Origin of the sequence: Metamycoplasma auris 15026, from assembly GCF_000367765.1 — a bacterium.
GTDB lineage: Bacteria > Bacillota_I > Bacilli_A > Mycoplasmatales > Metamycoplasmataceae > Metamycoplasma > Metamycoplasma auris_A.
The window spans coordinates 18,654-42,480 of the sequence record NZ_AORI01000011.1; the positions used below are offsets into that span (position 1 = coordinate 18,654).

Annotated in this window: 20 protein-coding genes; 15 read left to right on the top strand and 5 right to left on the bottom strand. The window is 26.1% G+C overall.

What is annotated here, in order from left to right:
- Positions 1-22: 22 nt before the first annotated feature.
- Entirely contained in the window at positions 23-2,599 is a 2,577-nt protein-coding gene (gene secA / locus MAU_RS01960; RefSeq protein WP_004424669.1) for a preprotein translocase subunit SecA, read from the top strand.
- 29 nt (positions 2,600-2,628) lie between these two features.
- On the opposite strand, the gene MAU_RS01965 is transcribed toward secA, so the two are convergent.
- A complete protein-coding gene (locus MAU_RS01965; RefSeq protein ID WP_004424671.1) occupies positions 2,629-3,060 on the bottom strand; it encodes a bis(5'-nucleosyl)-tetraphosphatase in 432 nt (143 codons plus the stop codon).
- 674 nt (positions 3,061-3,734) lie between these two features.
- Between MAU_RS01965 and dnaX the strand changes: the two genes are divergently transcribed.
- The 6 genes from dnaX to rsmI are packed head-to-tail and all read left to right on the top strand — an operon-like array spanning position 3,735 to position 8,927.
- The gene (gene dnaX / locus MAU_RS01975; RefSeq protein ID WP_004424675.1) at positions 3,735-5,750 is read left to right on the top strand and encodes a DNA polymerase III subunit gamma/tau; all 2,016 of its coding nucleotides are present in this window, start codon (positions 3,735-3,737) and stop codon (positions 5,748-5,750) included.
- 34 nt (positions 5,751-5,784) lie between these two features.
- Positions 5,785-6,078: a YbaB/EbfC family nucleoid-associated protein gene (locus tag MAU_RS01980; RefSeq protein WP_004424677.1), complete on the top strand. Its 294-nt coding sequence runs from the start codon at positions 5,785-5,787 to the stop codon at positions 6,076-6,078.
- Positions 6,078-6,668 (top strand): toprim domain-containing protein, encoded by a 591-nt coding sequence (locus MAU_RS01985; RefSeq protein ID WP_004424679.1) that lies wholly within the window; start codon positions 6,078-6,080, stop codon positions 6,666-6,668. The genes MAU_RS01980 and MAU_RS01985 overlap by 1 nt, the downstream gene beginning before the upstream one ends.
- Positions 6,669-6,696: 28 nt before the next feature.
- Positions 6,697-7,338 (top strand): dTMP kinase, encoded by a 642-nt coding sequence (gene tmk, locus MAU_RS01990; protein ID WP_004424681.1) that lies wholly within the window; start codon positions 6,697-6,699, stop codon positions 7,336-7,338.
- A 4-nt stretch (positions 7,339-7,342) separates the two neighbouring features.
- A complete protein-coding gene (locus tag MAU_RS01995) occupies positions 7,343-8,221 on the top strand; it encodes a DNA polymerase III subunit (protein ID WP_004424683.1) in 879 nt (292 codons plus the stop codon).
- Positions 8,211-8,927: a 16S rRNA (cytidine(1402)-2'-O)-methyltransferase gene (rsmI, locus tag MAU_RS02000; protein WP_004424686.1), complete on the top strand. Its 717-nt coding sequence runs from the start codon at positions 8,211-8,213 to the stop codon at positions 8,925-8,927. Before MAU_RS01995 ends, rsmI begins: the two co-directional genes overlap by 11 nt.
- A gap of 51 nt (positions 8,928-8,978) precedes the next feature.
- Here rsmI and rpsT read toward each other — a convergent pair whose 3' ends face one another.
- Positions 8,979-9,242: a 30S ribosomal protein S20 gene (rpsT, locus tag MAU_RS02005; RefSeq protein ID WP_004424687.1), complete on the bottom strand. Its 264-nt coding sequence runs from the start codon at positions 9,240-9,242 to the stop codon at positions 8,979-8,981.
- Positions 9,243-9,431: 189 nt separating this feature from the next.
- Here rpsT and MAU_RS02010 point away from each other — a divergent pair, with 189 nt between their 5' ends.
- The 4 genes from MAU_RS02010 to MAU_RS02025 all read left to right on the top strand — a co-directional run bounded on the left by MAU_RS02010 (position 9,432) and on the right by MAU_RS02025 (position 13,446).
- The gene (locus MAU_RS02010; RefSeq protein WP_004424691.1) at positions 9,432-10,145 is read left to right on the top strand and encodes a M48 family metallopeptidase; all 714 of its coding nucleotides are present in this window, start codon (positions 9,432-9,434) and stop codon (positions 10,143-10,145) included.
- A gap of 28 nt (positions 10,146-10,173) precedes the next feature.
- Complete coding sequence (locus tag MAU_RS02015; RefSeq protein WP_004424694.1) at positions 10,174-10,818, top strand: hypothetical protein; 645 nt, start codon at positions 10,174-10,176, stop codon at positions 10,816-10,818.
- Between the two features lie 155 nt (positions 10,819-10,973).
- The gene (locus MAU_RS02020) at positions 10,974-11,588 is read left to right on the top strand and encodes a hypothetical protein (RefSeq protein ID WP_040543942.1); all 615 of its coding nucleotides are present in this window, start codon (positions 10,974-10,976) and stop codon (positions 11,586-11,588) included.
- A gap of 337 nt (positions 11,589-11,925) precedes the next feature.
- Entirely contained in the window at positions 11,926-13,446 is a 1,521-nt protein-coding gene (locus MAU_RS02025; protein WP_004424703.1) for a BspA family leucine-rich repeat surface protein, read from the top strand.
- 64 nt (positions 13,447-13,510) lie between these two features.
- On the opposite strand, the gene thrS is transcribed toward MAU_RS02025, so the two are convergent.
- Complete coding sequence (gene thrS, locus MAU_RS02030; RefSeq protein WP_004424706.1) at positions 13,511-15,250, bottom strand: threonine--tRNA ligase; 1,740 nt, start codon at positions 15,248-15,250, stop codon at positions 13,511-13,513.
- Positions 15,237-16,241: a tryptophan--tRNA ligase gene (trpS, locus tag MAU_RS02035; protein ID WP_004424709.1), complete on the bottom strand. Its 1,005-nt coding sequence runs from the start codon at positions 16,239-16,241 to the stop codon at positions 15,237-15,239. Before trpS ends, thrS begins: the two co-directional genes overlap by 14 nt.
- Before the next feature lie 198 nt (positions 16,242-16,439).
- Between trpS and MAU_RS02040 the strand changes: the two genes are divergently transcribed.
- From MAU_RS02040 to MAU_RS02050, 3 genes are read left to right on the top strand one after another with little or no spacing between them, the layout of a single operon-like run.
- A complete protein-coding gene (locus tag MAU_RS02040) occupies positions 16,440-16,802 on the top strand; it encodes a hypothetical protein (RefSeq protein WP_004424712.1) in 363 nt (120 codons plus the stop codon).
- A complete protein-coding gene (locus MAU_RS02045; RefSeq protein ID WP_004424715.1) occupies positions 16,802-20,551 on the top strand; it encodes an AAA domain-containing protein in 3,750 nt (1,249 codons plus the stop codon). The genes MAU_RS02040 and MAU_RS02045 overlap by 1 nt, the downstream gene beginning before the upstream one ends.
- A gap of 23 nt (positions 20,552-20,574) precedes the next feature.
- Positions 20,575-21,726: a hypothetical protein gene (locus MAU_RS02050; protein WP_004424718.1), complete on the top strand. Its 1,152-nt coding sequence runs from the start codon at positions 20,575-20,577 to the stop codon at positions 21,724-21,726.
- A 61-nt stretch (positions 21,727-21,787) separates the two neighbouring features.
- Here MAU_RS02050 and def read toward each other — a convergent pair whose 3' ends face one another.
- The gene (gene def / locus MAU_RS02055; RefSeq protein WP_004424721.1) at positions 21,788-22,345 is read right to left on the bottom strand and encodes a peptide deformylase; all 558 of its coding nucleotides are present in this window, start codon (positions 22,343-22,345) and stop codon (positions 21,788-21,790) included.
- Positions 22,346-22,439: 94 nt separating this feature from the next.
- On the opposite strand from def, the gene MAU_RS02060 reads away from it, so the two are divergent.
- Positions 22,440-23,696 carry a hemolysin family protein gene (locus MAU_RS02060; RefSeq protein ID WP_004424724.1) on the top strand — a complete coding sequence of 419 codons (1,257 nt, stop codon included), beginning with the start codon at positions 22,440-22,442 and terminating at the stop codon, positions 23,694-23,696.
- Positions 23,697-23,827 lie beyond the last annotated feature (131 nt).

Below are 23,827 nucleotides of genomic sequence, written 5' to 3' on the forward strand. Positions count from 1 at the left end.
ATTTAATATAAAATATTAAATTATGAAATTTTTTAAATTCGAATCAACTGAAATGCGAATTGCTTGACACACTTTAAAAAAAATTAATGCCTTAGAACCTGAAATTTCTTTATTAAGTGACACTGAACTTAAAAATAAAACAATTGAATTTAAAGAAAGAATCAAATTAGGCGAAAGTCCTGAAGATATCCGCCACGAAGTTTTTGCAGTAGCCCGTGAAGCTACTAAAAGAATTTTAGGAAAAAGACCGTTTGATGTGCAAATGATTGGGGGGATTATTCTTGATTTAGGTTCTGTTGCTGAAATGAAAACAGGAGAAGGAAAAACAATAACCTCAATTGCTCCTGTTTATTTAAATTCCCTAAGTGGACAGAGTGTTATTGTTTCAACTGTTAATGAATATCTAGCCGAACGTGATGCCGAAGAAATGGGACTTGTTTTTAATTTTTTAGGTTTAAGTGTGGGAATTAACAAAGCACAAATGCCAGCACATTTAAAAAGAGAAGCCTATGCATGTGATGTTGTTTATTCAGTGCACTCCGAACTTGGCTTTGATTATTTACGTGACAATATGGCAATGACTAAAGAAGAAAAGGTCCAAAGAGGACTTGATTTCATTTTACTTGACGAGGTTGATTCAATTTTAATTGACGAAGCAAAAACACCTCTTATTATTTCAGGTGGCGACCAAGAAGAAAGTGCAATGTATAACATAGCTGATTTGTTTGTTAGAACTTTGAATCATGATGATTATTTTATTGATGAAGAAACAAAATCAGTATATTTAACTGATGCTGGAATTGAAAAGGCAAATAAGTATTTCAATTTTAATAATCTTTATGATCTTGAAAATTCTGAATTAGTACACCGGATTCAAAATTCTCTAAGAGCACATAAAGTTATGAAATTAGATGTCGAATACATTGTGCGAAATGACAAAATTGAACTTGTTGATTCTTTTACAGGTCGGATTATGGAAGGAAGAGCTTATTCAGAAGGTCTGCAACAAGCAATTCAAGCTAAAGAACGAGTTGAAATTGAATCAGAAACTAAAACATTAGCAACAATTACTTACCAAAATTTCTTTAGATTATTTAAAAAAATCAGTGGAATGACAGGAACGGCCAAAACTGAAGAAAAAGAATTTATTGATATTTATAATATGCGAGTTAATGTAGTGCCAACTAATAAACCAGTTGTGCGTGTTGATGACCAAGATGAAATATATGTCGATATGCATTCGAAATGAAAAGCTGTAACAAAAGAAGTTAAAAAAGCATATCAACGTAGACAACCAATTTTAATTGGAACAGCGCAAGTTGAAGATTCAGAAATCTTGCATGAATATCTCTTAGATGAAGGCATTCCACATACAGTTTTAAATGCCAAACAAGATGCCTCCGAAGCTGATATTATTTCCAAAGCAGGTGAAGCTGGAGCTGTTACAATTGCTACAAATATGGCAGGACGGGGAACTGATATTAAACCATCAAAAGAAGCAATTAAAAATGGTGGTCTGTATGTGCTTGGAACTGAAAAAGCTGAGTCACGTCGGATTGATAACCAACTAAAAGGTAGATCAGGACGTCAAGGAGATATTGGCTATACTAAATTCTTTTTATCTTTAGATGACCAACTAATCTTAAGATTTTCAGTGCAAGACCAATGAAAACAAATTTTTAAAGAATATGGATCAAATCCAATTCCAGGTAAAGCTATTCGTAGTGCTTTTTTAAGAGCACAAAAGAAAATTGAAGGCTTTAATTATGATAGTAGAAAAAGTGTTTTAAACTTTGATGACGTTATCAGACAACAACGTGATTTGATTTATGAACAACGTGATTTGATTTTAAATCGTGATGATTTAGGTTCAATTATTCATAAAATGTTTGAAGTAGCAGTTTTCCAAATTGTTAATAATCCATATTTTGTTAAAAAGAATGACACCATTGATTTTGAAGGATTTGTTGAATATCTAAATAGTAATTTTATGTTGCTAACAAAACATAAATTCAATGTAGATGAAATTAAAAAGATGGATAAGGATGATTTAATTGCATACATTATTGACATCTGAAAAAAAGAATATGATATTTTAAGACAAAATATTATAGATAAATATGGTATTTCTTCTTTAGTAAAAAATGAGCGAAATATCATTCTTAATGTTTTTGATAGTGGTTGACAAGATCATATTAATGTTATGGATAAATTGCGTCGTAGCACTCACTTAGTGCAATATGCCCAAAAAAATCCATACCAAGTTTATACAAAACTAGGTTCCAAAAAATTTAAAGACCTTACAAATCGCATTGCTATGGAATGTGCTGCTAATTTACTTAATAACTATGAAGCTCTTCCTGCAAATAACTCTGATTTTGATTTTCCTTTTGTTACTAATCAAAATGAAACAAATAACAAACAAAGCATGCAAAATCTACAAGAATTTATTGGTTTTCTATTAGAATCTGAAAAAGCGCATTTAGAAAAAAAGAATTTAGATGAAAAACAAATATTGCAAATTCTTGCTGAAAAGAAGGCTGAAATCCTTAAAGAATTTAAGTATAGCTTCGAATCTTTAGCTAAAAAAGAAGAATAAAAAAATAAGGCTAGATAGAAATTCTAGGCTTATTTTTTTTCATATTCCCAAAAATTATTGATATAGAAATTAATTGCTTTTTCTAACACTTCTTTATTTTGGTCATGGGTGATGCGATTTTTTAAAGCTTCGTCTACTTTTACTCATTCAACAATTTCAATTTCGCCAACTTGCTTTTTTAACTTAAAGTTTTTTGGCTTGCCTAAGAAATAAATAACATCTTTTGTCACATTAAAAAATGGTGAATAATTAATTTTTTCTTTAAAGTTAGGAAGAAGTTCAATGTCGACGTTAGTTTCTTCCTTCACTTCTCTAATTGCTGTTTGCTCTTCTGATTCATTGCCTTCTACTCTTCCCTTAGGAAAAATTCAGTGCCCTGCAATTTGTTGTACAAGTAAAACATATAACTTTGATTCAATGTTATGCAATACCACTGCCCCACATGATTTTACATACCTCATATTTTTTAAATTTTGCCCCTAATTTTGATAAAAGTATTTATTGATACTATTGTAATTATATTTAAAATAAGGACTGAATTTATAATAAGGCTAAATATTTTTAGTTTATAAAAAGTCCTTGTGTTCATAAGAAAAACTGGATCATCTTTTAAGTGAATAATTTTAATTATTTTTTGATAAGTAGAATTGAATAGAAAAGTTCAAATAATTAAAACTGCGCCTAAAATAATTAAAATAATAACTAAATAAAAAAGTGTTTTTAATAACTTCAAATGATCTAGTGAATATCTTTCTTTATATAAAGGAAAAAAACTCACAAATACTAAAAGAATAATAATTAAACTTAAGATACTTAAACTAATAATTCCAATAAAACTACCTTTAGAAATAAAACTATTATTCTTATTAAAAAACAAAAGGCTACTTGCAATAAAAAAGGAAACAACAACAAATAAGGAAATAATTGCTAGTAAAAAAAATGTAAAGAAATTTCTTTTATTTATTTCATCAATAACCTTATTAACTTTATTCATAATATATTATTATAAAGAATAAAATTTGTATTTTAGCTATTGCTTAAATTAAGTCAAATAAGAAAGAAAAATTAAAATTTTTTTAGGCTTTTTTTGCCATGCTAATTTGGTAAAATATATGTATATTTTAAGGGAGCTGCAATGTCATTTGAAAAAAAATATTTAGCACTATATCGTCAATATCGTCCAAAAATTTTTGATGAAGTATATGGCCAAAAAAGCATTATTGAATCACTAAAAAACATCATCAAAGAAAATAAATTAACGCATGCTTATTTATTTTGTGGACCACATGGCAATGGAAAAACCTCAACTGCCAAAATTTTTGCTAATGCAATTAACTGTAGCCATAGAATTGATGAAAATCCATGTGAGCAATGTATCAATGATTTAAATCAAAATATTGATATTATTGAAATTGATGCAGCTTCCAATACTGGGATTGATGATATAAGAGAATTAAGAGAAAAAATTAAGCATCTACCAGCAAAATCAAAATATAAAATCTATATTATTGATGAAGTTCATATGCTATCTAAGGCTGCCTTTAATGCACTTCTTAAAACAATTGAGGAGCCTCCGAAACATGTTATTTTTATTCTAGCAACAACTGATCCTCAAAAAATTCCGCTAACTATTCTAAGTCGTGTACAAAGATTTAATTTTAAAAAGATTGATAAAGAAACACTTTTTTTTCAATTAAGCAATATTTTTAAAAAAGAAAATATTAATGCTAATGAAGATGCTATTAAATTAATTATTGATTTAGGTAATGGCAGCTTTCGGGATACTTTAAGCATAGCTGATCAGGTGTCTATTTATTGTGCAAACCAATTAATTACAAAAGAAGCAATTGAAGAGCTATATGGTATTGTTGATATAAATAACATTTTGTATCTTTTAAATGCAATTAAAAACCATAACCACCAAGATTTAATTAAAAAATATAATTATTTAATTGAAAATGGTGCAAGTATTGAAAAACTGTTGATGCAAATTTTTAAATTACTAAAAGACTATTATGTTTGAAAAAAAACAAATGATTTAAGTTTATTAGAATTTAATCAAAAAAGCAATTTAAGTACTCTTGCATTTGACGATGATAGTTTGTCTTTTTATTTAGAATTAATTCAAAAAGCAATGATTGAAATTAAAAATTCAGATATTCCTAAACAAATTTTTGAATTATATCTATTAAAAATGGCATCTTATAATGATTTTTATACCAATCAAGTAGTTCAAGAAGAAAAATTCAAAGACCTTGCATACGAGGAAGTTTATTCAGATAATAAAACTATCGAAACGCCAAATAATTCTTGAGATAAAGAAATTGTTACTGAAAAAAAAGATATAAATGCAAATGAACTAAGAAACAAAAGTCCTATTGAACAATTTAATGATGTTTTTAATTTGGCAAATATATCAAATTCATACGATAAACAACCGCAGCCTAAAATCATTGAGAAATCTAATGATTTATTAGAAAATAATAATAAAAATAATTCAATCACTCAAGAAAATAAAAACAAAAAACAAACTACAAATATAAGTGATTTATCTAAAATAAATAGGCATGAGAATTTCTTGGATAACATTATTAATCCAGAGTATACAAGCTTTAATGAAGAAAAAAATATTGATATTTTAAAACCCGAAATTAACCAAGAAGATATTAATAAGTTAGCCTTTATTTATCAATATATCAAATTAGGTTTATATAATTGAGAACAAAGTAAAAGCCAAATTAATTTAGATGCAACATACTTTAATATGATAAAAACGAAATTGCAAGAAAAATATCCGCATCTAATTGAACTACTAGCAGCATTCAAAATTCTTTTTAGTACCCAAGATTTTATTGTTTTAAAATCTGATGATCTAAGCAAAGTTCATCAACTTAATTTAAGAGCCAATACTGAAGATTTAATTGAAGCGACAAATTTAATTTTTAATCGATATTTAAATGTAATTGCAATAAGTCAAAAACAATTTGATATTGCAAAAGATTATTGCTTAAAAAATTGAAAAGATTTAAAAGAAAAAGAAATCAAAATGTTTGAACTACCTAGTTTGGATAAATATAAAAATAAAGAATCTGAAACTTATGAGTATGCAAAAAAACTTTTTGGCGATATTGTTAAAAAACCTCAAAGTTAAAAAAATAAATTATTAGAATATGGAGCCTATTAAAATGAATATAAATGAAATGTTAAAGAATGCCAAAAGAATCCAAAATGAAATGGAAAAAGAAGAGCAAATTATTGCAAAGAAAGAATTTGTCATTGAAAAACAAGGAATTAAAGTCACAATGCTAGGTACTAGAAAAATAAAAAGCGTTGAAATTAATCCAGCTTTAATAGATCCAGAAGATCCTGAATTAATTCAAGACTTAGTGATGCTAGCTGTCAATGAAGCAATCGATACAATTGATGCAGCTTACGAAGAAATTAGTGCTAAATATACAAATAGTGGAATGCCATTTTAATGAATAAAGAACTGACTAATAAAATCATTGAATCGCTAAAAAAAATTCCTGGAATTTCTAACAAACAAGCAAATAGAATTCTTAATTTTTTCTTAGAAAGTAATGTTAATTTCACTAATGATTTATTTGAAAATTTGCTTAAAATTCAATCACAAACAAAAAAATGCAAACAATGCTTAGCTTATTCAAATAACGAAATTTGTGATATTTGCTTAGATAAAAAAAGAGCAAGTAAACTATTTGTTGTCTTTGAAAATCAAGATATAGAAAAGATTGAAGCATTGGATATTGAAAAAGGCAAATATTTTATTTTCAATGAAAATATCAATCTAAAAAAAATTTCGCAAGAAACTTCAACTAAGCTTGATTTACTACTTGATATCATTAAAAAATTTGATGAAGTTATTCTTTGCTTAAATACAGATTTAAATGGGCAAATTACAATGCAATATCTAAAAAAAGCTATTACTGATTTGTATCCAAATAAACAAGTCTACCAACCTTCTATAGGAATTCCTTTTGGAATGACAATTGAAGCAATTGACCCAATTTCTTTAAGACAATCAATTCTTAACAAAAAAAGAATCTAAAAAAAGGCAAAAAAAGGATAAAAGAATTATGAAAAAAAATGGAAAATTTATTGCCATCGAAGGGATGGATGGCTCAGGGAAAACAACAATTATTCAAATGTTAAAAAATGAATTAATAAGAAGAAATATCATTGATAATTTTGTTTTTACAAGAGAACCTGGATCAGCTTTTTCAAAAGAAGCTGAAAAAATTAGACAGCTTATTTTAGATAATGAAAATTCTTTTTCCCAAATGGTAGATGCCCTTCTTTTTGCAACTTCAAGAAGACTTAATCTTGAAAAAGGTATTTGACCAGCACTTGAAGCTGGTAAAAATGTTATTACAGATAGATATACCACTTCTTCCTATGTATATCAAGGAATTTTAGGCAATGTTGGACTTGAAAATGTTTTAAAAATCAACCAAATTGCAACAAACTACACTGAACCAGATTTGATTATCTTTTTTGATTTAGAACCTTCTATATCCATTGAAAGAATTACAAAGATGCGTGATAATATGGATCGCCTTGAAAGCTCTGATGTATCCTACTATACAAAGCTAAGAGATGCATATAAACAAATTATAAAAAAGAATAAGGATAAATACAAAGTCATTGATGCCAGCTGCTCAATCATTGAATTATTTAATAAAGTACTAAATATTCTAGAAGAAGAAAAAATTCTTTAAAAAAATGCATTTTATTTTTCAAAAAATTATTAATAATTCAATTAAGGCTAATAAATTAGGGCAATTCTATTTACTTTCATCAAAAGAAGAAAAAAATTTTGATGAGTATTTTTTATATTTTATTAACCAAGTTAATAATGAAAACTTTAAGCAAATAAGTGAGATTAATTTTGGCGAACTTTATTTTTTTATTGATGGAAAAAACCAAACAATTTTGAAACAAGAAGTTCTTGAAGCTATGAAAAATACGACTGAAACTTCGATTTTTGTGCCCAACAAAAAAAAGATTTTAATTATTAATAACATTGAAAATGGCACACAGCAATCTTTAAATAGCCTTCTTAAATTTCTTGAAAATCCCCCTCATAATACTATTATTCTTTCAAGTTGTAATTTCATATCCCAAGTTATTAATACAATTAAATCAAGAGCTTTGATCATTGAAATTCCAAACCAAAAAGAAACTTTGCTTTTAGAAACAAATAATAACTTCTATGAGACTTTTTTTAGTTTCATCAACCAAGATTACGATGAAGAATTAATAGTGCTTCTAGAAAAGCTAAAAAAAGCCATATTTGAATCCCATCTTAAACCTTATAATCTTCTAAGATTGATTATTAGTGATTTTTTATCTGAAAATAAAGAAGTATTTCTTAATTTTTCTATCTTTTGTTTTAGTTTAATTTATAAATTAAAAAAAGATATTAATGATTCTTTGTGATTAAAAGAATTTAATTTAAAAAAAGAAATGTTTGATTATATTCCAATTTATAAAATCATTAATCTTTTTAAAGAAATAAAAAACGCTTTAGAAAATGCAGCGAATTTCAATCTCCAAAAAGCAAAATTATTACTTAAATTAGAGGATTTTTATGGAATATAAATTATATGTAGTTGGCACTCCAATTGGTAATTTGGAAGATATAAGTTTAAGAGCGCTACGTATTCTTAATGAATCAGATATTATTCTTTGTGAAGATATTAAAGTAAGCAAAAAACTTCTAAATCATTTTAATATTACAAATAAGCATTTAATTTCATATCATAAATTTAATGAAAAAAATTTGGCAAAAAAAATGATTTCTTATATTCTTGAAGGAAAAAAAGTCAGTTTAATTTCTGATGCTGGAATGCCTTGCATCTCTGATCCTGGTTTTAATTTAGTAGAAGAAGCTAAGAAGAATGGAATTTTTATTGATGTAATTGGAGGAGTTAGTGCTTTTGTTAGTGCTTTTATTAAATCTAATTTAGGTTCAACTTTTAGTTTCTTAGGTTTTTTAAAAGATAAAAGCGGTGAAAGAATTAACCAACTTAAAAAACTAAATGAAGGTGTTTATGTCGCTTATGTTTCACCACATAAACTACTAGCTACAATTGATGATTTCGAAGTAGTTTTTTCTCAGCAAGTCTTTATTTATTTATGCAAGGAATTAACTAAAATTCATGAAAAAGATTGAAGTGGCAGCCCAAATGAAATAAAAAGCTTGCTGCAAAATGAAGTTATTAAGGGTGAATTTGTTATTTGCTTTTTGATTAAAAAAGAAAAAAGAATTAAGGTTAATAAATATGAAAATAAAAAATATGCCTAAACTAAATGAGTGGCATATTTTATTTTTTATTAAGTGTTTGAATATTTTAGATTAATTATTTGTTTTAGCAATAAATGCATCTAAACGGCTAGCTTTTCTGGCACCATTGTTTTGGTGTAAAACACCTTTTGAAACAGCTTTATCAATTTCGTGGTGTGCTTTTGCTACTAATTGTGCAGTTTTATCACTTTTAGATTCAGCTGCTAATTTAGCTTTCTTGATTGCTGTTTTAACGGTTGATTTAATTGCAGAATTACGAGCGTTTGCTTTTTGATTAGATAATATTGCTTTTTGTTTTGATTTAATATTTGCCATTTTTTTGCCTCTTCTTGCTAAAAAATTAATTAGCATCCATAATTTTACATAAAAAAAATATTTTTTTTATATTTAGTTTCATTTTTAGTTTTGCAAGACTAAAAACATACTTTTTAATGATAATTAAAATCTAAAAAATAGTCTCAATTTATATGTTTAATAAACCTAATTTTAATAAAATATTCTTATATGAAAAAACCAGATTGAATAATGCAAAAACAAATAAAAAATACTATGTATGAAATTAAATTTTTTTATACAAATGCCAAACATGTTTATTTAACTTATGAAGATGGTTTTTTTGTCGTACGCGGAAATATTGTAAATTTAAGCAAACCAAAATTTGAAACTTTTTTAGATGAAGCTATCTTTAAGATTTTAGAAAAGCTAAAATCAACGAAGAAAAATGTTCTTGATATTGATGCAACTACTCAACAATTTTATTATTTTGGGAAACTATGCAAATATGAAGTTGCAAATAACTTAATTGTTATTAAAGATTTGAATAACAAAATAATTAAAGAAATTAAATTTAAAAACAAAAATAAAAATCTAGATGCAAAAGAAATAATAAAAAAGGAATTAAAAAAAGAGCTATTAATTAAATTTGATTTCTTAGCACAAGAAGCATCCAAAGCAATTTTTAAGAAAAAAATTGACTTTGAATATGCTATATACCAAAAAAAGACATCTTGAGCTTCCATTGTAATTCAAAAAAACAAAATTAACTTAAGCGCAGATTTAATTTATTTTGATATGGAAATTATTAGATATGTTGCATATCATGAAATAAGCCACATAGTTCACCAAAATCATTCAGCAAAATTTTGAGCCTTGGTAGCTAAATTTATTCCAAATTATAAGATTTTAAAAAATAAATTAAAAAACCATATTTTTAACTAAAATTTTTTAAAAAGGAATGAGTTTTTTTATGGATAAGCAACTAATTGCCATTTTAGTAATCGTATATACTTTTCTTTTTATAATGCTTGTAATTGATGCAATTTTTATTGTTTTATTTTTCAAAAGAAAAAGAAACAAAAAAAATGAATCTGCATCTGAAGTTAAAGATGAAAAAACTAAATTTGAAGAAGAGCTGCAAATTATAAAAAGAATGATTCCTGAAAATCAAGTAATTAATGATGCTATTTTTAAAAAAGATAGCAATCTGACTTTTAGTTCTGGGAAAATCTTAATCAATAGTTATGGCTTATTTGTTCTAAAAGAAATCAATGATGAAGGTGATAAAATAGAAGGTAATTTTAACCAACGTCAATGAATTTTGCATAAAGAAAATGTTGATTATTACACCAATAATTTGTTTTGAGACTTAAGAACTAATATAAAGGAGTTAATTCCTTTTTTACCTAACAATCTTCCTGTTATTGGAATCTTAGTTTTTCATTCAATTCCTGAGGTTCAATTAACTGAATTTCCTGAATATTTATTGCATACAAATATCAATGATTTATCGAGTTTAATGTATGAAATAAAATCAAAATTACAATCAATAGTAACTGCTGATAATATCAATAAAATTATTGAATTATTGAACAATAAACGAGTAAAAAAGTAAAGAAATTAAGATATTTTCAATAATTGATGACAATTTGTTGTCATTAATTTTTTTTATTGATTTTTTGTTTTAAAATATAAGTGTATAGTTTAAATAAATCTTGGAATATATCTTTCAATAATATATTTTAAAAAGATAAAAAAGTGGGAGAAAAGATGGCAAAAAGTACATTAGAAAGATACTATATCTCAGAAACAGTTCCTGACGAAAATGGTAAAGTATCTTTTAATTTTAAAAAAGCAAACGAAAAAATATCTGGTACATTTAGTGATTTTAATGAAGCATTATTAGAATACATTCGTATAGGGGAAGCTTCAGAAAATCCTACACGTGTTTGATTCCATCAAGACGGAGCATACCGGGGAAGCGTTAACGTTGAAAAAGCTTATGTTATCGTAGATCGAATTAAAGTTCAAAGCGTAAAAAACGAAGAAGCAATCAAATACATTGAAAAAGAAAATCTAGTTGACAAGCCAGCTCCAAAAGCATCTAAGAAAGCTGCTATGGAAGAAGTAAAAATGGAAGAAACTTGTTCAATGGAAGAATGCAATGAAGAATGCAAGATGGAATGCGAAGACAAATGCAGCTGCTGCAAAAATTGTAAATGTTGCAACGGAGAAGAAAAGAAAGAAGTTGAAGTGGTTATGACTCCAACAAACACACCAACTAAAAGAGAAAATCGTGTATTCTGAGTATTCTTTACATTGTTATTACTATTAACAATTACAAACATCGTTTTAATTGTGCTACGTATTACTAACAAAATCTAATTTAACATAAGAAAAAGAAATGTTGTATTCAAAAATACGACATTTTTTTATTAGTCTTAAGCAATAAAAAAAGCAATTGGGATTTTATTTTTTAATTCTTAGGGTAATGCTTTTATTTGCAATTTTAAATAACTAAAAAATAACTAAAATTATCAATTAGATTACTAAAAAATTTAAGTTGGTTTTTCAAAAAATCTCTTAAATTAAGAAGAAAAATAATAAATCATAAAAATTAAAGTCCATTAAGATTGAAACTTATTGAAACTTCTAAACATTTAATTAAATCTTTTTAATAAAAATGTGAAATTTCTTAAAAATTGTTGTAAAAAATAAGTATATGACAAAAAAGAAGACTAATACTAAAATTACAAATAATAAGCAAAAAGAAGAAAAAAAACAAAACAAAAAAAGAAGATACCTAATGGGTATTGCGGGCTTATTGTATGGAGGAACTTTAATTGCAGCCGCAGCCGTTGGTTTTGCTAAAAACAAAAAAAGAATTGTAAGAAAAATTGACAAAAATAAAAAAACTCTAATCAATCTTGAAGAAGCAATCAACAAAAATTCAAGAATACTTCCTTTTTTATATACGGAAGACAAAAATAATATTATTAAACAAATTAATAACAAAATTAACAAACAAAATTTCTATAAGAAATTAATTAATTTAACACTTAATGATATTGACATTGAGTTTCATAAAAAAACTAATAGTTTAATAGTTAGTGCAAAAGAAAATCAAGATAAATACAAAGGAAAAGTTGAGCTAAAATTTAAAAAAATTAATAGCGACCAAATTTTTAATTCCAAAAATAAAAACTTAGGTTTACTTGATGAATTAGATGAAAAAGAAATCATTGCAAGAATTATTCAACTAAACAAAGAAAGTTTAAAAGATATTGAATTTAATGAGCATTTTGATATTGTTATTTCAAATAACACTGTCACAATTAAAGCTAAGGAAGATTCTAACTTTTATAATGGTCAAATTACTGGCTATAAATTCAAACTAAGAAAGAAACTAAGTGATTTAATTAACACTAAAGAAATTAATAATTATGAATTTGATTTAAAACCAGACAAACAAAAAATCATTGAACTAATTAAGCAAAAAAATCCAGAGCTTAATAATTTAGATTTTGAAAATGATTTTATGGTTGAAATTACTGATAATAAAATTATTATTCTTCCAGTTTCTAATGATTATAAAGATAAACTTGAACTAGATTACAAAATTAAACCTGAACCAAAAAATGATCAAGATGAAATCTATGATAAAAATGATAAAACTGAACTAAAAGAAATTGGTTTCTTTAAAAATAAGTATGGTCAATGACAAATCAAACCAATTCCTGCAACTGTTAAAAAAGTTCCAACCAAACTTCCTGGTTTTATTACTAATCTAAAAGGTGCATTCAAAGGCAATATCAATACACATATTGAAGGTCTAGACCAATGAGATACAAGTAATGTTACAAATATGATTGATATGTTTAAAGATGCAGCTAATTTTAATCAATCACTAGCTAACTTTGATACTTCAAGAGTAGTGGATATGGGAAGAATGTTTTCAGGGGCTTCTTCATTCAATCAAGATATCTCGCACTTTAAAACAGCAAGAGTGCAAAATATGGGTGAATTATTCAAAGATGCATCTTCCTTTAACCAAAATATTTCCAACTGGGATGTATCAAGAGTAACAGATATGAATCGGATGTTTAATAATGCCAAAGAATTCAACCAAGATTTATCTTTATGAGATGTTAAACGTGTGAGTTATGCAAAAGATTTCAACACTAATGCGCATCCATCATTTACTACTAAAAAAATTCCAAGCAAACTAATTAGTTTTCTATAGAAATTCGATTAATAAAAATAAGACAGCTTCCTTTTTTTTAAGAAAAATAAGAGGCTGTCTTATTTTATTTAAGTTCTTTTTTAAGTTGGAATAATTTATTTATAAATTCTTCTTTGCTATATTCTAGTGTTTCAGCTGAATTGTATGCTCTTATTGCTAATTTATTGTTTTCAATTTCATTTTTACCAATAATTACAATAAATTTAGTTTTTGCTATTTGCGCATCTCTTATTTTTTTATTAATTCTTTCGTTGCGCAAATCGATTTCAACATTGATATCTAAATCAAGAAATTCTTCATATAATTCTTGGCAATATTGATTATACTCAACATTTATTGGCATAATCATCACTTGTTTTGGGCTTAATCAATAAGGAAGAATTCCTTTTGTTTGTTCTAGAAGAGTGGCAATGAAACGCTCATATGTACCAATAAGTCCTCTATGAATTAAAATAGGACGTTCAAATTCTTCTTTGTCATTAACAAATTTCATATCAAATCTTTGTGGAAGTAAGAAATCAAGTTGTAGTGTTGACATTGTAATAATCCGATTTAAAGCAGTTTTTACTTGAAAATCCACTTTTGGCCCATAGAAGGCAGCTTCACCAATAAATTCCTTGTATTCAATATTTAGCTCATCTAGCACATGTCTTAAATCATTTTCTGCTTTATTTCACATTTTATCATCATCAAAGAATTTTTCTTTGTCATTGATATCTCTTAGGGATAGTGAAATATGATCAATTTCAATTTTAAAATCACTTAGTGCTTTTAAAATCATTTTGTATAGATGTTTAAATTCATCCTTAATTTGGTCTGATCTAACAAAAACATGTCCTTCAGTTAAATCCATTGCCCTTACTCTTTCAAGACCTGAAAGCGCGCCGGATTTTTCATAACGATAAAGTCTTGACTGTTCAGAGTAACGGATTGGTAAGTCACGATATGAACGTCTTGTAGAATTAAATAGAATAATATGGTGAGGACAAGTCATTGGACGGGCAATTAACATTTCATTATCCATCTTAATAGGATTAAACATTGTGTCATGGTAATGAGCTCAGTGTCCACTTATTTCATAAAGTTTTTTTTCGCCAAAATGAGGAGTTAAAACTTCTTTGAATCCGAATTTTTTATCTAATTTTAAAATATAGTCTCTAATTGCATTATGAATTTTCATCCCATCTTCAAGTCATGCAGGAAAACCTTGACCTGAAAGTTGGTTAAACATAAATAAATTTAAATCTTTGCCAATTTTTCGATGGTCTCTTTCTTTTCTTTCTTTCAGAATGTTTAGATACTCTTCTAATTCTTCTTTGGTTTCTCAAGAAGTACCATATATTCTAGTTAGCATCTTATTGCTAGAATTACCTCTTCAATAAGCGCCTGCTGTTGAAAGAAGTTTAAAATGTTTAATTTCTTTTGTATTTTCAATATGTCCACCAGCACATAGATCAGTAAAAAGAATTTCATTTGTTTTTGGATGAATAAATTGAAAGAAAGTAATTTCTTTATTTTGCGATGCAAATTCATCATACAATTCTTTTTTATAAGGTTGGTTGCTAAAATCAAAAAATTCTTTGCCGACTTTTTTCGTTTCAAAACCTTGTTCTGCAAGTTTTTTCATTAATTTTTCAATTTTTGGTAAATCTGATTCTAAAATTGGATTTTCAAATTCAAAGTCATAATAAAAGCCTTCTTCAATAGCAGGCCCAATTGCTAACTTGGTATTTGGATATAATTTTAAAATTGCAGCTGCCAAAAGATGCGAAGTTGAATGATTTAAATTATTATTTGTTTTCATTTTTTAAACCCAATGCTTTCATTAATTTCATTAAATTTTTATTTGCTAGTATTTGTGCTTTTTTTGCGCCATTTTTTGCATATTCATCAACCTTATTAATTACTTCATTATATTTCTTTTGAATTTGTGTTAATAAGTCTTTGATGGATATTCCTACTTCAGTTTTTAATTCACCATAGTTTTTGTCTTTGAAATATTTTTCTGCTTGCAATAGCGAAATATTTTTTAAGGCTGAATAAATACTTAAAAGATTTTTAATTCCAGGTTTTGTATCAGATAAATAAATGTTACCTTCTGAATCGGTTACTGCTTTTAAGATTTTTTTGTAAGCAATTTCAGGATCATCAAGTAAATAGATTGCACTTTTTTCATTAGAATCAGATTTTGACATTTTTTTAGTTGGATCACTTAAGGACATAATTCTTGCGCCAACTTCAGGAATATATGGTTGTGGAATTTTAAAGTCTGTTTTAAATTTGTTATTTAGTCTTTGAGCGATATTTCTTGTCAGTTCAACATGCTGTTTTTGGTCTGCTCCAACAGGAATTAGATCTGCATCATATAAAAGAATGTCACCAGCCATTAAAGTAGGATACATAAGCAGCCCTGTTGGTATTGTTTCCATGCCATTTGATGTTCTTATTTTTTGGGACTTATCTTTAAATTGTGTCATTCTTGAAAGCTCACCAATTGTTGTATTTGTAGCAATCAATCAATTCATCATCCCATGTTCCATCACGTCTGATTGGAAAAATAATGTTGTTTTATTTATATCAATCCCACAAGCTATAAAAAGGGCATAAATATTTTTTTTATTTTCATTTAATTGTTTGGGGTCAATTGGCAGTGTTAGTGCATGCAAATCAGCAATAAAAACATAGCTTTCGTATTCATCTTGAAAATTAACGATGTTTTTAATGGCACCAATATAGTTAGCAAGCGTTAATTTTCCAGTTGCAGTAATTCCACTTAAGATTCTTTTTTTATCCATGAAGTAATCCTTTAAATTGCTCTTAGCAATATAGTTAAATTCTTTATAAATTTTATTATATTTTTATAAATAATAAAAATGATATTAAAGAATATTTCTAGTATCTTAATTTAGGTATTTAATTTGTATATTTAGGCATTAAAACAAATATAATTTAAAAGTAAAATAGACGAGATTTAGCCATTGGAGTTTGATTTTATGAATAGCAAAAATAAATTCTTATATGTTTTATTAATCATTGTTACTTTTGGTTTTATTTTAATTTATTGAAAGAAAAAATATAGACAAACAAAAACAAAAGACTATCTATCAAAAGATACAAAAATTGCTTTTGATACCAATCATTTAATTGCTTATTTAGGAGGAATGGAAAATATAAAAAGCACCTCTGCAACACAAAAAGTAATTAAGATTGATTTTTATGATAGAAATAAGATAGATATAAAAAAACTAAAAGAATTAGACGGAATAAGTGGGCTAGCAATTCAAAGTAAAAGTATTTCTCTAGTAGTTGGTAATATTGCTAAATTTCTTGAAGAAAAAATTAATGGAGTTAAATAATGAATCAATCCAGTAATAAGTATCAAACTCTGATGGCAAACTTATTGAATATTGATACATTTGATTCATCTTTATTTAGTCTAATTGACAATGAAAAATACTTTGATGTTTTAAAAAGTTTTGGTGAAGATGTCTTTGATCAAATCTATAAAAATTTTAATATTGATTGTGTTTTAACTGAAATTTCTAGTCTTGATGTTGCAAAAAAAGTGGCTGAAGCAAAAAACAAAACCGAAGTCATTTCGATTTTTAAATACTATAACAAATATATTGATGAACAAAATCTTAAGCTTTTAGGTTCGAATTTTGAAAAAGCAAAAAATGCAATTATTGCCAAGCAAGAAACTGAATTTCAAAAATCAATTGTTAAATGAAAAAAAATTTTAAATAAAGCACAAAATATGAATATTGAAACCAATATCTGACCTTTGCATATTGGATTTTTATATATTTCAATTAAGACTGAAAATAAAACAATTTATGCACCACTTTTTTTTAAAGAAGTAGTTATTGAAGTACACAATTCCATGATTCATTTACAATCAAATGCTGATGTAAGATTAAACAGTAAATTAGCAACTTATTTAAGCCAAGAAGGTTTTTCTTTAAATATTGATTCTCTTGATTTAAATAATTTATCAATAGAAGAAATCTATGAAAAGCTAAAAGATTTCTGAGCGCCTATGTACAAAATGCCTGACACTCTAAAAAAAGGTATTAAAAATCTGCAAGCTGAAAACATTAATAACACAGCAATTCAACTGCATCCTGGCATTGTTATTGGTTTTTATAATGTTTCATCAGGATATCTTTGAAATCAAATGAAAAAAATCATTGATAACAATGAATTTGATGAAATTTTAAATCCTAATTTCAATAAAAATATTTATAGAGAAAAAATAAGAAGAGTTATTTTTGATAACAAATTCAAACTTTTTAAGATTCAAGAAACAAACTTCTCTCAAGACGTTGCTACTGTCTCATCATTATATCAAGATACAATTATTTGAGGTCCTCCTGGAACTGGAAAATCACAAACAATAACAAACTTAATTACAAATATCATTGCACGTGGTTTTAGTGCTTTAGTTGTTAGTCAAAAAAAGGCTGCTCTTGATGTTTTAAGAAACCGTTTAAAGAAATTATCAATCTTTTGTTTATTTGCTCTTAATGATAAAAACTTAAGACAAGAAACTTTCTATGAACCCTTAAGAGAATTCATTAATATTCTTGAAAACTATGAAAATTCCGATCATGAAAATCCAATTGAAATTTTTAGTGAAGAAGATGAAGAATATCTAAAAAATATTAATTCAATTAAGCAAACTAAGAATTTAGATAACATCATTAATTTTTATTCAGCTATTATGAATGGAAATTTTAACTTGCAAGTCTATGAAGATCTAAAACTTCTGGATTCTGCAGTGGATTATGATATTGATGCCGATTTTTCTGACTTAAAATCAATTACACATGCTTTGTATGAAAAAAATTTCAATAAAAAATGAAATATTTTTTCAATTATTCCAAGAAATATTAAAGAGGTTGCAAGTATTTTATTAGGAAATGAAAATTTACTAACTATTAATATAAATGAAGCTCTTAAATTTATTAATTATGTTACTTATGATGAAATTATTAAATTTAGCCAAGAGTATAAAAAAATTCTTATTAACAAAACACTATTTTTAAATGATGATAAAAAACTTGTAAAAATGTTACTTGAAAAAACATTTGAAAAAATGTCAAATTTTGATAATCTTCAAAAAGCTCAATACACCTCTTTTGCTATGGCAATTAGAACTGGGCATCTTAAACCATACAAATTTTTCCATAAACACAAAGAAATGATTAAATTACTCTTCCCAGTAATAATAACTACTCCGGAACTTGATTTATCAATGTGAAATAAACAAGAATTTGATTATGTTGTAATGGATGAATCATCTCAGATGTATATTGAAAAAGGGATCCCTATTCTTTATTTAGGTAAAAGAAAAGTTTTAGCTGGCGATAGCCAACAAATGCAACCTACTAGATGATTTTCAGCTACTTATAATTTTGATGAAGAAGATGATTTTGGAAGTATTGAATCTCTTCTTGATTATGCATTAGCTAGAGGAGTTTATTCAATTTTGTTAGATAAAAACTACCGTTCGAAAAAAGCAACGCTAATGACTTTTTCTTCCAAGCATTTTTATCAATCAAAATTAGATGTTATTGATGATTATGAACTTTCATTATCAAAAACCAAAGCAATTGAAGTTTTCAATGTTGATGGACAATGGGATAATAGTCTAAATGCTGCTGAAGGTAATAAAGTTATTGAGTTAGCCAAAGCTAATTTAGATAAATATGAAAAAATTATTATTCTAGTATTCAACATCAAACAACAAGAATATTTAGTTAATTCAATTTTTGGCTCTGAACCGCTACTTGAAAAAGCTTTAATGTCTGAAAAAATTGTTTTAAAAAATATTGAAAATATCCAAGGTGATGAAGCTGACTTAGTAATTATGTCAGTTGTCTATGACAAAAACACTGCTCTTTATAATACATATGTAGCAAGAAAGGGCGGTAAAAATGCCTTAAACGTAGCTATTTCAAGAGCTAAAGAAAAAATCTTTGTAGTTAAATCAATTTATTCATATGATATTGAAATTTCTGAAAAATCAACTATTGATATGATTAAGTTTAAAGAATGGCTGGAATTTCTTGATTTACCTTTAGTTAAACAAAAAAATTATCTTGATGAAGTTAGCGATTTTTTAGCTACTAAAATTCATAGTATTCCAGTTGATTTAAAATTCAAAATCGATGTGCTAAGTGAGCTTAAAGAATTGCTTAATACAAATGATTTAGAATTTCAATCAAATTATTCAATAGGAACAAAAACTATTGATATTGTTTTAATCAATAAAATTAGTAATAAGTTAGTACAAGGCTTTATTCTTGATAATTTTGCTTACGGAAATAATTACAGAGATTATTTAATTTTTAAAGATAGCATTAATTTTTTAGAAGCAAAAAAATATCCAATTATTACTATCCAAGAAATTAAATGACCAATAATTAAAAGCAAAATCTTTAACTATGTAAGAAACTTAATTAAAGAAGAAATTGAATTAAATAAGGTTCTAAAAATAAATGATCTTGCTAAGGAAAATGAAATTCCTACACTTAATGAAAATCAAGAAACTACAAACGAAGAATTCCAAGAAGAAATTAATGATTCTAATAATGAAGAAAATGAAATCAATGAACAAGAAATCACATTAAACTTTGTCTTAAATAAGGATAATCCAATGCTAGAAGAAAAAAACAAAGATAAAAAAGACTTAAGTCTAAACAAAGACATTCTTGAAAATGAAATTGATGATTTCTATATGGAAGAAACAATTGATTTACACCAACATGCTAAAGAAATCAATGAACATGAAAAACAAATTGACCAACTTCAGCTAAATAAGCATCAATTAGATGAAATTGATTCAACTAATGATGAATTTAAAAAAGATGAAATTGCTTTTGAAGCTCAAGAGGATTTCATGGAAGTTGATATTGATGAAAATACAATTGATAAAAACAAATTTGAAGAACCAGAAGATTTAGATGATAATACTTCTAGTAAACAATTTGCAAATAAAAATCAATTAAACGACACAATTGAAATTGATTTTGCAGATGTCATTGACGATTTTGAAGATGATAAAACCAATACATTTAAAATATCAAATTTAAGAAAATAAGTTTGAATTAGAAAGATAAGTTAATGAAAAAAAGAAATAAACAAGAAATTGATTGAATTGATTCAATTGATAATGATATTAGCATTGAAGACCAATTAAAACACAAAGAATTTGCCAAACAAAGTGTTAAAGATAAAAAAATTAGAAAAATTCTTTTTTGAACTTTTACTTCAGCTGCTTTAACTACAATAATAGGAGCAACTATTGGCATTCAATTAAGTAAACCTAAAAATGCTTTAATTTATTGATATGACAAGATTGAAAAATACGCATTTTCTTCAGTATCAAATAATAATAAAGAATATCCGATTTCAATTACACTTAATCCAAATCAAGTAATTAAAGGCAAAACTCCAGAAAGTCTTCTTGAAATTCTTGTAAGTAACAAAAATGCTAGCAATATAGATCTTATTTTTGGAGACAAAAATAATGATAGTTATGCAGCTTTAAGCCAAAAAGATCCAAATAAGCAATGAAACGTTGAATTTGAGAATTTCATTATTGACACAGTCTCAAAAAATATTTTGTATGTTGATTTAGTCTTTAAAGAAAAAGGCAGCAATGAAATTTCTTTTGTTATTCGAAATTTTCCGATAAAAACTGAATTAAATACAGAACAATATAATTTAGAAAAACTTGATGACACAAAAAAAGCAAATACAAAAAAGAATGAAAATAATATCATCAATGAAATAAAAAAGAAAATGGCATACAGTTTTTATACTCCAATTGATCTCAAAGGAAATTATCCAAAAGAAAAAGTTGCAGTTTATAAAAATGCATTAGAAAAATATATAACCAATTTCAATACTAATCTTAAGCAAAAAGAGTTTTATCAAAAACTAGATCTTTCATGATTTTTTAGTGAACCATTTAGTAAAAGCAGTGACGAGCTTGGATTAATGCGTCTTTATTCCAATGCATCAATTGAAACTTCGAATTTCTTTTCTCCTTTAGTTTTTTCTAGTATTGAGCTAAAAAATTTCAATAACCAAAATTGAAAAGAAGAAACACGTCTAAAAATCAAAGCAAAAGTAATTACACTAGCAACTGAAACTAAAAAAATAAACAAAAAAAAGATTCAATATGGCCTTTATATTGAAGCAAAAGAAAACAATGAAAACAAAGAAATTGAATTTGATATTCCACTTAGTTTTCTAAAAAACCCTAAATAAAAAATCAAGGAAAAAAACTAATTCCTTGATTTTTATTTTTGTAATTTAAAAAAAGAAATTATTATAGAAGATTTAAATCATCATCTTTTTTTCAAGGATCTTTTTTATTAATTCTATCAATAAATAATTTCCCTTGCAAATGGTCATATTCATGTTGAAAAACAATTGCTGGATAACCACTTACTTCGTAACGTTTATATTTTTTTTCAAAATATGAATATGCTTCCATTATTACACGAGAATACCTTGGCACATATCCTTCTTGGTGTTGTCAGTTTTCATTAACACTTAAACAACCTTCTCCTTCAGATAAAGCAAGTTTGTAGTTAGAATGTCCAATTAATTTTGGATTAATTAAAGCATCATTGAATATAACATTATTTTTTTCATCAGTAATAAGGATATAAAAAATATTTTTAGGAATTCCATATTGAATGGCAGCAACTCCAACAGCTGGACGAAATTTTGTGTCTTTTTTTTGACTATCGCTGACATGAAAAATCATTTTTTCAATCAATTGAATATTTTCATCACTTAAAGGGATTTCAATATCTTTTGATTTTTCTCTTAAAATTTTTTCTGGTAATTCAACTAGTTTCACATCTTCGAATTTAAACATAATATACATTATAAAGAAGTTATTTAATTAAACATGAATTTTTTTTGCTAATATTTATATATCAAAATTTTAATTTTTTTATGGAGATAATTTAATGAGCGACCTCGCCTGGTGGCAGTACACACTTTTAAGTATTTTAATGCTTCTTTTACTTGTTTGTTCGGCTATTTTTTCAGCCTGTGAAACAGCATACACTTCCCTTTCTAAAGCTAAAATTGAAACAATGCTTGAAAAGAAAGTCAAATGTGCAAAAATCATTGAAAAACAACACCGTTTTTTCAATCGAACTGTTGGCACAATTCTAATTGCTAATAACTTAGTTAACATAGCTTCTTCAGCGCTGCTTGTTTATATCCTAACCCAAGCTTTTGGCGCTAGTAAAGCAGGTCTTGCCTCAATTATTTCAACAGTGGTAATGACGCCAATCATTGTTTTATTTGCTGAGATTGTTCCGAAATTGATAGCTAAATCAAAACCTGAACAAACAGTCAAATCATTTTATTGATTTATTGAGATGCTTTATTGAGTTTTTATTCCTTTTACTTATCCAATTTCAAAAATTGGCAAAAAAATCTATATCACTAATACAGAAGAAGAAGTAAAAAATCTTTTGAATATAGCCCAAGACGAAGGTGTGCTTGAAATTAATGAATCAGCAATGGCACAAAATGTTTTAAACCTTGATTCCATTAAGGTAGCCCAACATTATATTAAACTAAAAAATGTTGATTATATTAACTACAAATCCTCAATGCAAGAAGCTCTTAAGATGTTTAAAGAAACAAATTATTCAAGAATTCCTGTCGAAAAAGATGGCGAATTAATTGGGATTTTGCTTTTAAAAGATATTTTTTCTTTAACAAGAGGAAATATTATGAACTACATTAAAACAGTTCCCAAAATTTCAACTAACTCCATTCTTTCAGTTGCATTAGAAAAAATGCGGAAATCAAGAGCTCAAATGGCCTTTGTTACAGAAAGTAATAACAGTGATAAACCAATCGGCATAATTACAATTGAAGATATTCTTGAAGAAGTTGTCGGGGAAATTTATGATGAGTATGACACTGATGAATTAATTTATGAAATTAGTTTAGAAAGTTGTGAAGCTAAAGGGATTGTGCGCATGAAAAACCTTTGAAAACAACTTGATTTAGATGACTATTTAGAATATGAATTAAGTGAAAAAGAAAAAAATCAAACACTTTCGGCTTGACTTGAAGAAAAAATTGGGCATACTCTAAGAAATAATTCCAAATATGTTTTAGATGATAAAGTTTACTTTCGAGTTTTAGAAAGAAAATCAAAAGAAAAAAAATATGATTATATTGAAATAGATTGAAGCAATTAAAATCTAATCTAATAAGTCTTATATTTGATTAAATTACATTAAAAATAGCATAAGCAACTAAAGAAGGGCGCTTATGCTATTTTTCTAACTTTTTTATTTTAAAAAAGCTTAAGAAAAAGTCTTTAATTAAA